This window comes from Streptomyces sp. NPDC049687, from assembly GCF_044465285.1.
Lineage (GTDB): Bacteria > Actinomycetota > Actinomycetes > Streptomycetales > Streptomycetaceae > Streptomyces.
Genome location: NZ_JBITLN010000002.1, coordinates 314603 through 326389 on the forward strand (window position 1 = coordinate 314603; position 11787 = coordinate 326389).

General features: G+C 71.4%; 9 protein-coding genes. 6 read left to right on the plus strand and 3 right to left on the minus strand.

Annotated features, from left to right (window positions below; translation table 11 throughout):
• The first annotated feature begins 13 nt into the window (after positions 1 to 13).
• The 4 genes from ACIBVL_RS06540 (at position 14) to ACIBVL_RS06555 (ending at position 3770) form a co-directional block, all read left to right on the plus strand.
• A complete protein-coding gene (locus ACIBVL_RS06540; RefSeq protein ID WP_399092821.1) occupies positions 14 to 775 on the plus strand; it encodes a VWA domain-containing protein in 762 nt (253 codons plus the stop codon).
• Positions 776 to 785: 10 nt separating this feature from the next.
• A complete protein-coding gene (locus ACIBVL_RS06545) occupies positions 786 to 1565 on the plus strand; it encodes a protein phosphatase 2C domain-containing protein (protein ID WP_399092824.1) in 780 nt (259 codons plus the stop codon).
• Positions 1565 to 2776 (plus strand): protein kinase, encoded by a 1212-nt coding sequence (locus tag ACIBVL_RS06550; RefSeq protein ID WP_399092827.1) that lies wholly within the window; start codon positions 1565 to 1567, stop codon positions 2774 to 2776. Before ACIBVL_RS06545 ends, ACIBVL_RS06550 begins: the two co-directional genes overlap by 1 nt.
• A 67-nt stretch (positions 2777 to 2843) precedes the next feature.
• On the plus strand, positions 2844 to 3770 hold the full coding sequence (locus tag ACIBVL_RS06555) for a GNAT family N-acetyltransferase (RefSeq protein WP_399092830.1): 927 nt from the start codon (positions 2844 to 2846) through the stop codon (positions 3768 to 3770).
• A gap of 18 nt (positions 3771 to 3788) precedes the next feature.
• On the opposite strand, the gene ACIBVL_RS06560 is transcribed toward ACIBVL_RS06555, so the two are convergent.
• Entirely contained in the window at positions 3789 to 4901 is a 1113-nt protein-coding gene (locus ACIBVL_RS06560) for a peptidoglycan DD-metalloendopeptidase family protein (protein ID WP_399092833.1), read from the minus strand.
• 226 nt (positions 4902 to 5127) lie between these two features.
• Here ACIBVL_RS06560 and ACIBVL_RS06565 point away from each other — a divergent pair, with 226 nt between their 5' ends.
• Positions 5128 to 6096, plus strand: coding sequence for an STM4015 family protein (locus ACIBVL_RS06565; RefSeq protein WP_399092836.1), 969 nt, complete (start codon positions 5128 to 5130; stop codon positions 6094 to 6096).
• Positions 6097 to 6114: 18 nt separating this feature from the next.
• Here ACIBVL_RS06565 and ACIBVL_RS06570 read toward each other — a convergent pair whose 3' ends face one another.
• Entirely contained in the window at positions 6115 to 9489 is a 3375-nt protein-coding gene (locus ACIBVL_RS06570; RefSeq protein ID WP_399092839.1) for a pyruvate carboxylase, read from the minus strand.
• Between the two features lie 303 nt (positions 9490 to 9792).
• Positions 9793 to 10491 (minus strand): SDR family NAD(P)-dependent oxidoreductase, encoded by a 699-nt coding sequence (locus tag ACIBVL_RS06575; protein ID WP_399092842.1) that lies wholly within the window; start codon positions 10489 to 10491, stop codon positions 9793 to 9795.
• 105 nt (positions 10492 to 10596) lie between these two features.
• Here ACIBVL_RS06575 and ACIBVL_RS06580 point away from each other — a divergent pair, with 105 nt between their 5' ends.
• On the plus strand, positions 10597 to 11475 hold the full coding sequence (locus ACIBVL_RS06580; protein ID WP_399092844.1) for a helix-turn-helix transcriptional regulator: 879 nt from the start codon (positions 10597 to 10599) through the stop codon (positions 11473 to 11475).
• Positions 11476 to 11787 lie beyond the last annotated feature (312 nt).

Sequence of the window (11787 nt, forward strand, 5' to 3'; positions counted from 1 at the left end):
CAGAGGTACTTCCATGCGTGACGAGGGTTCGCACAGTGTTCCGCTCTACTACAACGACATCGTTCCCGACGGCAACGCCCAACGGCAGCCCCTCGTGCTGTGCCTGGACACCTCCATGTCCATGGCGGACGCGCCGATCGACATGCTGAACAAGGCGCTGCAGGAATGGGTGGTCCAGCTGCGCTCCGACATCAACCTCACCAACAGCGTCGAGGTCGCCCTCGTCACCTTCGGCGGGCAGCGCGTGTGCACATGGAAGGGCACGACCGTGCTGGCCGATGCCGCGGACCCGAACGCCTTCGTCGCCGCGCACTCCTTCAGCGCCCCGCATCTGCAGGCCAGCGGTGTCACCCTGATGACGGAGGCACTGCGGACCGCCGTCGACCTGGTGACGGCGCGCAAGACGATGCTGCGCGAGGCCGGCCATCTCTACTACCGCCCGCAGATCTGCCTGATCACCGACGGCCAGCCGACGGACGGCCAGGGACACCTCACCGACGACTGGCGCCAGGTCGTGCCGCTCCTCGCCGACCAGCAGCAGAAGAAGAAGTTCCGGCTGTTCGCGATCGGCGTCGGAGGGATCAGCCCGCGCGGCGAGGAGGTCCTGCGGGCGATAGCCCCCAAGTACTACGCCCGCCTCCAGGGATTCCCCTTCCGCCAGGTGCTGCAGATGATGTCCGCGAGCGCCGGGGCGCAGGACAAGGGCGACGGCGAGGAGATCTACGAGAAGATCTTCGCCCGGTTCACCACCCAGCGGTCGGCGTGGAACGGGTGAGGGTACGACGATGACGTCCATCGCCCCTTGGCGGGTGCACGGGCTCAGTGTGACGGGCCATCGGCACCGCAGCGACAACATGCACTGTCAGGACGCCTTCCGCTGTCACGTCCTGGACGCCGACACCTTCCTGCTCGCCGTGGCCGACGGGGCCGGCAGCCGCCCGCTGTCCCGGCAGGGGGCGGAGACGGCGGTGGACCTGGCCGACAGGTTCTTCCTGCCGGCCACCGGCCTGCCCCGCAGACCCGAGGACGTGAAGCCCTTTCTGCGCCGCGGTTTCGCCGCGCTGCGGGCGGAGTTCCGCCACCGCACCCAACCGCACCCGGACGACTACGCCACCACGCTGACCGTCGTCGTCCACACCACGGGCTGGCTCGGATACCTCAGCGTCGGCGACGGATTCGCGGTACTGCGCTCGGGAACCGTCAAGGGCCAGCCCCAGTTCCACCTCCTGCCCCAGCCGGCGCCGGTCAGCGAGTACAGCAACGAGGCGTTCTTCGTCACCTCCACGGAGGCCACGGACCGGCTGGTGACGGAGTGTGTCGTCGACGACGGGGTGACCGGGATCCTGCTGTCCACCGACGGCCTCACCCAGGCTGCCGTGGAGTTCCCCGGCAACCTCAGGAAGTCCGCCAAGAACCACTTCGTGTCCAAGGTGCTCTCGGCGATGGAGCGATCCGACATCCCTCCCGAGCGAGAAGAGGAAGAACTGACCAAGCTGCTGGAATCGCGTCGGCTCGCCGCGGACAACGCCGACGACAAGACGCTCCTCAGGGCGGTCCGAGGCTGATGCGCGAGGTGTACATCGACGGGCACCGCACCCCGCTGGAGGACGAGCCGCTGGCCTCGGGCGGGCAGGCCGCCGTCTACGCGATCTCCGGGGAGCCCCGGCGCGTGGTGAAGATCTACCACGACCCCCCGGGCGAGGACCAGCAGCAGCGGCTGACCAGCATGATCCGGATGTCCCCGCTGCTCGACCGGGCCACCGACGGCCGTCAGGCCGCCGAACTCGCCTGGCCCGGCGCACTCGCCAGGGACGCCGACGGCACCATCGTCGGCTATGCCATGCAGCGGTTCGGCCAGCCCGACCACGTCCCGCTCGCGGCGCTGTTCGACCGGCGGACCCGGGCCACGTGGTTCAGCCCGGAGCTGGACTGGCGGTTCCTCCTGGGCGTCGCCTGGAACCTCGCCTACCTCACCGTCAGGCTGCACAGCGAGGACATCGTGGTGGGGGACTTCTCGGCACGCAACATCGTCGTGGACCGGGACGGCTTCGTGACGTTCCTGGACTGCGACTCCATGGCCTTCGAGGACCCCGACGACTCGAGGTACTTCCCGTCCGAGATGCACACCCCCGCCTACAGCGCCCCGGAACGCTTCACGCGGGGCACGGCCTCGCGGGCCAGCGACAGTTTCGCGCTGGCGGTCTGTGTGTTCCAGCTCCTGACCGGTGGCGTCCACCCCTTCGCCGGTCAGCCGAGGGACGCCCGCTCGGTCAGCGTCTCGATGCGCAGCCGGATCTCCGACGGGACCTCCTACGTCACCCAGCCGCAGCGCATCATCATGCCCAAGGGGACGGTGTCACCCGGAATCCTCCCGCCGGCCCTGTTCGAGCTGACACAACGTGCCTTCACGGCCTCCGCGGCCGATCCCGGGTCCCGGCCCACGGCGGTCGAGTGGTTCGAGGCCCTCGAGGCGACCCGCAGCTCGGTGGCATCCTGCAAGGCCCGTACCCATCACACCTACGCCCCCCACCTGGGATCCTGCCCCTGGTGCGAACGTCTCGCGCGGCAGGAACCGGACCTCTTCGCGTCGGTTCCCGTGCCACCGCCGCGCACGCCTGTCCCCCCGGCCCCGGCGAGGACCGGCCGCCCCGCCGCCCAGACCCGTCCCACTCCCACTCCCGCTCCCGCGACTCCACAGCCGTCGGGCGGAACGGCGGTGCTGCTCTTGCTGGTGGCACTTCTCGTGCTGGGTGTCCTGGTCCTCGCCGTCCTGTGACGCGGCGTACAGGAGGGTTCCCGAAAACCGGTTGCAGGCGCTTCCTCCTGCCCCTGACGCTGACCCCATGCGCTACCTCCTCCGCCCTGCGACCTTCGCCGACGCGCCCGCCGTCACCGGCCTGCTCAACGAGATCGACGTGATCGAGATCGGCCGGCCGGAGACGGACCTGCACACCGTCGAGACCGATCTGAAGGGTCCCCGGACCGATCTGGAGCGGGACTCCTGGCTCGTCTTCGACGGCGACCGGCTGGTGGTCTACGGACTGCTGTGGGACGAGTCGGGCGGCGAGCGCATCGACATCGACCACTACGTCCTGCCCGACCGGCAGGAGGCGGGACAGCTCGTCCTGGAGGCGATGGAGGCCCGGGCGCTGGAGCGGGCGCGGGAGAACGGTGCCGGGCGGGCCGTGGTGCATCTGCATCTGAACATCCGGCCCACGCTGGACACTTCGCTGATCCTGGCGCGCGGCTGGTCCGTCGTACGGCGGTATCACGTGCTGCGCCGGGCCGTGGACCGCGTCGAGGACCAGGCCCCGCCGCTGCCCGCCGGGGTGCGGCTGCGGTCCTGTGCCGGCGAGGCGGACCGGGTGCGTGTCCACGAGTTGTACCAGGCGTCCTTCGCCGAGCACTTCGACTTCCAGCCGAGCGGCTACGAGCAGTGGCTGCACACCGTGGACGCCGAGGGGCTCGACTGGTCGCTCGTGTGGATCGTCGGCACGGACGACCTCGGGGACGCCGGGTTCCTGATGGCCCGCGACGACCGCGAGGCGATGGGCTGGATCCGCAGCATCGGCGTGCTGCGGGAGGCCCGGGGGCGCGGGCTCGCCGGGCTCCTGCTGCGGCACGCCTTCGCGGCCTTCGCCGCCCGGGGCCGGGACACCGTCGGGCTCGGCGTGGACACCTCCAACGCGACCGGAGCGCCGGAGTTGTACGCACGCCACGGGATGACCCTCCACTACGCCGTGGACACCTGGGAGACCGTCCTGAGCTGAGCCGGCCGGTGCGGGTCGTCAGCCGCTCGACGACAGCCAGGGCACCGGGTCGGCGTAGTAGCCGTCGTAGATCACCTCGAAGTGCAGGTGGGGGCCGGTGGACAGGCCGGTGGAGCCGACCCGTCCGACCGGGGTGCCGGTCCGCACGCTCTGTCCGGCGGAGACGTCGATGCGGGACAGGTGACTGTACGTCGTCTGCAGCCGCTTGCCCTCGATCGTGCCGTGGTCGATGACGACCCGGTTGCCGTAGGCCTTGGTCATGGCCGCGAAGACGACGGTGCCCGCGCGGGCCGCGGAGACCTGGGCTCCCTGCGGGGCGCCGAAGTCCACGCCGGTGTGGAGTTTGGTGACGCCGGTGAGGGGGTGCTTGCGGGAGCCGTAGGGGGAGGTGATGGTGAGGGTGGTGACGGGCGGGGCCAGGATGGCGTCCGCCTGGGAGCCGCCGCTGCCGTCGCCGAGGTCCTCCCGGTCGAAGGCCGCGTACGTGGCGAACAGGGCCTTCACCTCGGTGAGGTAGGTCTTCGCGTCGCCGGGGACACGGCCCGCCTTCGCCACGGCGTCCGTGCCGACCGCGTAGGCGGCGAGGGTGAGGTCGACCAGGTCGCCGTTGACGGTCCCGTCGGTCCTGAGGTCGGTGACCTTTCGGGCGAGGGAGCAGTCCTGGCGGCCGAGCGCCATGATGGCGTCGGCCGGATCGCGGGGCGAGGAGCGGCCGTTGCCGTCGTCGTCCTTGCCCCAGGTGCGCCAGCCGGCGTCGGTGAATGCGGCGATGCCCTGTTCGCCGGAGGGGCCGCCGCTGTCGTTGTTCCAGCCGGTGAGCTGGTCGATCTGGGCGGCGAGGACGGACGCGGTGACGACCGTGCAGGCCTCGGCCGACTTGCGCAGCCAGGGGCCGTAGGTCTCGTTGACACCGCCCGTGCCGTCCTGCTGCGCGCTCGCTCCCGGTGTCCAGTCGTCGGGAAGCCCACCGGTCAGCGCGAGGGCCCCGGCCACGGCGGCGAGCGTGAGCAGTCCGGGCAGGACCAGGAGGGTGAAGGGTCCCGGTCCCCGCCGACGGGGGCTCGGCGCGGGTGGTTCCGGGGTGTTTGCGGGCTGCTGCGGAGGTGTCTCGACGGCGTGCTCGTCGCTCACGCGGCGCGGTCCTGACGGTAGGTCGACGAGCGCCGCGGAAAGGTGCAGTTGTTCACGAGCGGACGGTAGCCGGTGGTCCGCCGCACGTCACCGGACGCGAGGGCAGACCTCCTGCCCTCGCGGGCAACTCCCGTCCGGAGGCCTTCCGGGGAGGTTGGTAGAAAGTACGGCGCACGGGCCGGGACGAGCAGCTCCGGCCACCGTCCGCTCGCGGAGGTACCCGCCCATGACGCTGGGCCACATCTCGGAACTGCACGGCCTGCCGGTGTTCGTGTTCCCCCTGCCCGGGGAGAACGTCCCGGAGTTGCCGCAGCCGGAGTCCGTCGCCTGGAAGCTCGTCCGGCAGGAGAACGACCCGGAGGATTTCGACGACTGCTGGGACCGCTTCCTGGACACCGTGGACCCGGCGAGGGTGCGCGCCCTGGTCTTCGGGGCGGGTGCCTACGGCAGCGAGCTGGACGACGGCAGTCCCGACCGCACGGCCGAGCAGCTCGTCGAGGCCGCCGACCGGCTGACCGGTCTGCGGGCCCTCTACCTCGCCGACCTCACGTTCGAGGAGTCGGAGCTCTCCTGGATCGTCCAGGGCGACGTCAGTCCGATCCTCAACGCCTACCCCCGGCTGCGGGAGCTCGCGGTGCGCGGTTCCAACGGCGGCTTCGACGGCCAGGCGGGCCTGGATTTCAAGCCGGTCCGCCACGAGCATCTGCGGGTCCTGCGCTTCGAGAACGGGGGGCTGCCCGCCCAGGTGGTGCACGGACTCGCCGCCTCTGAGTTGCCCGCCCTGGAACACCTGGACATCTGGCTGGGTGAGGAGTGGTACGGCCGTTCCACCACGGTGGAAGACCTGGCGCCCGTTCTGGACGGTTCGGGGCTGCCCGCGCTGCGCCGGCTGGGCCTGCAGAACGCCGACATCCAGGACGAGATCGCCGCTGCCGTCGCCGCCGCGCCGGTCGTCGCACAGCTCACCGCCCTGCACCTGGGCCGCGGCATTCTCACCGACGAGGGTGCCGCGGCCCTGCTGGGCGGACAGCCGCTGGTGCACCTGCAGGAACTGGACGTGCACCACAACTTCCTGTCGGACGAGATGGCGGAACGTGTGCGGCGGACCCTCGAACCGCACGGGGTGAAGGTCGACGTGTCCGGAAAGCCGGAGCCGGACGAGGAGGAGCGACGGTACATCGCCGCCGGCGAGTGACCGCCGGCGGCGCCCGGCTCAGCCCACCTCGACCAGCAGGTCACCGCCCTCCACCTGCTGGATGCGGTTGATGGCGAGCCTGCTGACCCGCCCGGCCTTCGGCGCGGTGATCGTCGCCTCCATCTTCATCGCCTCGATGGTGGCCACGGTGGCGCCGGCCGCCACCTCGTCGCCCTCGGCGACGGCCAGGGTCACCACACCCGCGAAGGGAGCCGCGACATGGCCGGGGTTGGCGCGGTCGGCCTTCTCGGTCACCGGAATGTCGGAGGCCGCCGCCTTGTCACGGACCTGGATGGGCCTCAGCTGGCCGTTGAGCGTGGACATCACGGTACGCAGTCCGCGCTCGTCGGCCTCGCCGACCGCCTGGAGCTCGATCAGCAGGCGGACACCGGGTTCGAGGTCGACGGAGTACTCCTTGCCCGGGCGCAGACCGTAGAAGAAGTCCTTGCTGTCCAGGACGCTGGTGTCGCCGTACGCCTGGCGGTGGGTCTCGAAGTCGCGGGTCGGGCCGGGGAAGAGGAGCCGGTTGAGGGTGGTGCGGCGGGACTTCTCCAGGCCCTCCCGGTCCTCGGTGCCGAGGTCCTTGACGGGCTTGGCCTCGGTGCGGCCCTCGAGGGCCTTGCTGCGGAAGGGCTCCGGCCAGCCACCGGGCGGGGTGCCCAGTTCGCCGCGCAGGAAGCCGATGACGGAGTCGGGGATGTCGTAGCGGTTGGGCGCCGCCTCGAAGTCCTCCGGGGAGACTCCGGCGCCGACCAGGTGCAGGGCGAGGTCGCCGACCACCTTGGAGGAGGGGGTGACCTTGACCAGGTGACCGAGGATGCGGTCGGCGGCGGCGTACATCGCCTCGATGTCCTCGAAGCGGTCCCCGAGGCCGAGCGCGACGGCCTGGGTGCGCAGGTTCGACAGCTGGCCGCCGGGGATCTCGTGGTGGTAGACGCGTCCGGTCGGGGAGGCGAGGCCCGCCTCGAACGGGGCGTAGATCCTGCGGACGCTCTCCCAGTACGGCTCCAGGTCGCCGACGGCCTGGAGGTCGAGGCCGGTGGGCCGCTCGGAGTGGTCGGTCGCGGCGACGATCGCCGACAGGGAGGGCTGGGACGTCGTACCGGCCATGGAGGCCACCGCGCCGTCGACGGCGTCCGCGCCGGCCTGGATGGCGGCGAGGTAGGTGGCGAGCTGGCCACCGGCCGTGTCGTGGGTGTGCAGGTGCACCGGCAGGTCGAACTCGCTGCGCAGGGCCGAGACCAGCTTGGCGGCGGCCGGGGCACGCAGCAGGCCCGCCATGTCCTTGACGGCCAGGACGTGGGCGCCGGCCTCGACGATCTGCTCGGCCAGGCGCAGGTAGTAGTCCAGCGTGTAGAGGCGCTCGTTCGGGTCGGACAGGTCGGAGGTGTAGCAGAGGGCCACCTCGGCGATCGCCGTGCCCGTCTCCCGTACGGCGTCGATGGCGGGGCGCATCTGGCCGACGTCGTTGAGGGCGTCGAAGATGCGGAAGATGTCGATGCCGGTGGCCGCCGCCTCCTGCACGAAGGCGTCCGTGACCTCGGTGGGGTACGGGGTGTAGCCGACGGTGTTGCGGCCGCGCAGCAGCATCTGGAGGCAGATGTTGGGGACGGCCTCGCGCAGGGCTGCCAGCCGCTCCCACGGGTCCTCGGCGAGGAAGCGCAGGGCGACGTCGTAGGTGGCGCCGCCCCAGCACTCCAGGGAGAGCAGCTCGGGCAGGGTTCGGGCGACCAGCGGGGCGGAGGCGAGGAGGTCCTTGGTGCGCACCCGGGTGGCGAGCAGGGACTGGTGGGCGTCGCGGAAGGTGGTGTCGGTGACGCCGATGGTCGGCGACTCGCGCAGCCAGCGGGCGAAACCGTCGGGGCCGAGCTGGACCAGTCGCTGCCGGGAACCGGCCGGCGGCTCGCCGGCGGGCGTCGGGGGCAGCTTGGTGGTCGGTTCGATCAGCTCGGGGCGCTCGCCGTGCGGTTTGTTGACGGTGACGTCGGCGAGATAGGTGAGCAGCTTGGTGCCGCGGTCGGCGGACGTGCGGGCGGTGAGCAGGTGCGGGCGCTGCTCGATGAACGAGGTGGTGACCCGCCCGGCCTGGAAGTCGGGGTCGTCCAGGACGGCCTGGAGGAACGGGATGTTGGTGGCCACGCCGCGGATGCGGAACTCGGCGACGGCACGCCGGGCCCGTCCGATGGCGGCTGGGAAGTCCCGGCCCCGGCAGGTGAGTTTGACCAGCATCGAGTCGAAGTGCGCGCTGATCTCCGTACCCGCGTGGGTGGTTCCGCCGTCGAGGCGGATGCCGGAGCCGCCCGGGGAGCGGTAGGCGCTGATCCGGCCGGTGTCCGGGCGGAAGCCGTTGGCGGGGTCCTCGGTGGTGATGCGGCACTGCAGGGCCGCGCCGCGCAGCGTGACGGTCTCCTGGGAGAGGCCCAGGTCGGCGAGGGTCTCGCCGGAGGCGATGCGCAGCTGGGCCTGGACGAGGTCGACGTCGGTGACCTCCTCGGTGACCGTGTGTTCGACCTGGATGCGCGGGTTCATCTCGATGAAGACGTGGTTGCCGTCGCGGTCGAGGAGGAACTCGACGGTGCCGGCGTTGCGGTAGCCGATCTGCCGGGCGAAGCGGACGGCGTCGGCGCAGATGCGGTCGCGCAGTGCCGGGTCCAGGTTGGGCGCGGGGGCCAGCTCGATGACCTTCTGGTGGCGGCGCTGTACCGAACAGTCGCGTTCGAAGAGGTGGATGACGTTGCCCTCGCCGTCGGCGAGGATCTGCACCTCGATGTGACGGGGGTCGACGACGGCCTTCTCGAGGAAGACGGTCGGGTCGCCGAACGCGGACGCCGCCTCGCGCGAGGCCGCCTCGATGGACTCGCGCAGCGTGGCCGGGTCCTCGACCCGGCGCATGCCGCGCCCGCCGCCGCCCGCGACCGCCTTGACGAAGACGGGGAAGCCGATCTCCTCGGCGGCCAGGACCAGTTCGTCGACGTCGTTGGAGGGCGCGGACGAGCCGAGCACGGGGACACCCGCCGCGCGGGCCGCCGCGACCGCGCTCGCCTTGTTGCCCGTCAGTTCGAGGGTGCGGGCGTCGGGGCCGACGAAGGTGATGCCCGCCTCCGCGCAGGCGCGGGACAGTTCGGGGTTCTCGGAGAGGAAGCCGTACCCCGGGTAGACGGCGTCGGCGCCCGCCCGGCGCGCGGCGCCGACGATCTCCTCCACGGAGAGGTAGGCGCGCACCGGGTGCCCCGGTTCGCCGATCTCGTACGCCTCGTCGGCTTTCAGCCGGTGCAGCGAGTTGCGGTCCTCGTGCGGGAAGACGGCGACCGTGCGCGCGCCCAGCTCATAGCCGGCACGAAACGCACGGATCGCGATCTCGCCGCGGTTGGCGACCAGCACCTTGCGGAACATCCTGGACCCCTTCAGCCTGACGGTGACGGGACCCATGGTGGCGGTGAGTGACGTTCTTTACCATGTGAGCCGGGCCACTCACCGGGGTGTCTCGCTCGATGGGATGGCTTTCGCCGTTCGAGGTCGGCGAGGTCGATCAGGTTGTCGGCGGCGCTCGCCCGGGTCGTGGAGATCGTCGTGGACCGCTGCCGCGCGGCGGGCGTGCCGGGCCGGGCGCCGCTGTCCGTGGTTCTCCCGCCCGGGGCCGGTCCCGATGTTCTGCCCGTTCTGTTCTTCCGGGCTGGCGACCCGGCACCGCCGGTCTCAGGACCAGGCGATCTCGCCATGGCGGTCGATGAAGCGTCCGGTGCCGGCACCGGGCCCCTCGGTGGCGAGGGCGACGATCGCGTCCGTGCCCTCGGTGAGGGTCTGGGAGCCGCTGTGACCGTTCATGTCGGTCGCGGTGTAGCCGGGGTCGGCGGCGTTGACGCGAATGCCCTTGAGCCCTTTGGCGTACTGCGTGGTCAACATCGTCAGCGCCGCCTTCGAGGAGGCGTACAGCGGCACGACGACGTGCGACTCGGGCCGGCCGGGGTCGTGGGTGAAGGCGAGGGAGCCCATGCCGCTGCTGACGTTGATGATCACAGGGTCGTCCGAGCGGCGCAGCAGTGGCAGGAACGCGGTGGTGGTGCGGACGACGCCGATGACATTGACGTCGAGGACGGCGCGGGCGTCGGCGGCGGTGAGGTCGCCGGGATCACCGAAGGGACCCTGTACCCCCGCGTTGTTGATCAGGACGTCGATCCTGCCCTCGTGCTCGGCGACGTCCTCGGCGGCGGCGGCCACCGACGCGTCGTCGGTCACGTCGACGGGGACGAAGCGTGCACCCAGCGCGGCGGCTGCCTCCTCACCCCGCTCACGGTCGCGGGCTCCCAGAAGAACGGTGTGACCGCACGCGATGAGGCGGCGGGCGGTCTCGCGGCCGATGCCCTTGTTGGCTCCGGTGATGAAAGTGATCGTCATGCCTTCGATGGTTGCCTTGTCGAGGGAGCCGGACCAGGGACACTTCGACGGTGGGAAGACCAGTACCACCCTTGCGCCCCCGCATGTGATCGGGGATGCAGGAGGATGGAGAGCATGGCGACGACACCCCCCGGGGCCGGACTGGGCACGATGATCCGCACGTGGCGGCACCGGCTGCCCCCGTCGGCCGCCGGGCTGCCGGTCGTCCGCAAGCGCCGGGCGGTCGGGCTGCGGCGCGAGGAACTGGCCGACCTGGCCGGAGTGTCGGTCGACTACGTCGTGCGCCTGGAGCAGGGGCGGGCCACGACACCCTCGGCGTCGGTGGTGGCGTCCCTGGCGCGCGCCCTCCAGTTGTCCACCGCCGAGCGGGACCACCTCTACCGGCTGGCCCGGATCGTGCCGCCGGCGGATGGCACGATCTGCGACCATGTCCCGCCCGGCATGCAACGGGTGCTCGTCCGCCTCGGAGACGTACCGGTTGCCGTGTTCGCGGCGGACTGGCAACTGGTGTCGTGGAACCAAGGGTGGGCGGCCCTGCTGGGCGACCCCTTGGCCGCGCCGCCGCGGATGCGCAACTTCGCCCGCGACAGGTTCCCGGTGGACGTCGATCACACCCGCCTCGCGCTGTGGCCGGTCACCGAGACGGATCCCGACGCCACCGACGCCGCCGTCGTCTCCGACCTGCGCCGCGCCACCGGCCGCTTCCCCCGGGACAGCCGCCTGGCCGCGCTGGTCCGCGACCTGAACGCGGGCAACGAGAGGTTCGCCGAGCTGTGGGCGACGGGAGAGGTGGCCGTGAACCGCGACGTCCACAAGACGGTCGACCACCCGTCGGTGGGCCCGGTCACGGTGGACTGCGATGTCCTGACCGACGGCGACACCGAGCTCAAGATTGTCATCATGACCGCCGCGCCGGGCAGTGAGGACGAGACCAAACTCCAGCTCACCACCGTCGTCGGCCCACCGGCCGGCACGCGCAACTGATCCGCGCGCGTCGGCCGACCGGCGGCTCACGGTTTTCGTGACGCACCAAACCCTTCGACACGCATCGACGGGTGATCAGGATGGCCCGCTGGCGGACTGCCCCGGACAGCTGTCCTGGCGGCCGGACAGGTCGCCTGCGGATCCACTCCATCGTGCCTGGTGAGGGTGGTGGTGTGGACGGGGACGGCAGCCTGGTGGGAGGGATGGCCGGCGCAACAGGCTCGGAGCACGCCCTCGGCTGGGGCGGGTTCTGTGGGGTCTGCTCGCGACGGACGATTTCGGCCGCGAGCGGGGCCGGGAGCCAGTCGCCGA

Excerpts from the sequence above, each read along its gene's own strand:
- ACIBVL_RS06580 (WP_399092844.1), top strand. The coding sequence starts at position 10,597 with ATGGAGAGCATGGCGACGACACCCCCCGGGGCCGGACTGGGCACGATG.
- ACIBVL_RS06550 (WP_399092827.1), top strand. The coding sequence starts at position 1,565 with ATGCGCGAGGTGTACATCGACGGGCACCGCACCCCGCTGGAGGACGAG.
- ACIBVL_RS06555 (WP_399092830.1), top strand. The coding sequence starts at position 2,844 with ATGCGCTACCTCCTCCGCCCTGCGACCTTCGCCGACGCGCCCGCCGTC.
- ACIBVL_RS06545 (WP_399092824.1), top strand. The coding sequence starts at position 786 with ATGACGTCCATCGCCCCTTGGCGGGTGCACGGGCTCAGTGTGACGGGC.
- ACIBVL_RS06540 (WP_399092821.1), top strand. The coding sequence starts at position 14 with ATGCGTGACGAGGGTTCGCACAGTGTTCCGCTCTACTACAACGACATC.
- ACIBVL_RS06575 (WP_399092842.1), bottom strand. The coding sequence starts at position 10,491 with ATGACGATCACTTTCATCACCGGAGCCAACAAGGGCATCGGCCGCGAG.
- ACIBVL_RS06565 (WP_399092836.1), top strand. The coding sequence starts at position 5,128 with ATGACGCTGGGCCACATCTCGGAACTGCACGGCCTGCCGGTGTTCGTG.
- ACIBVL_RS06570 (WP_399092839.1), bottom strand. The coding sequence starts at position 9,489 with ATGTTCCGCAAGGTGCTGGTCGCCAACCGCGGCGAGATCGCGATCCGT.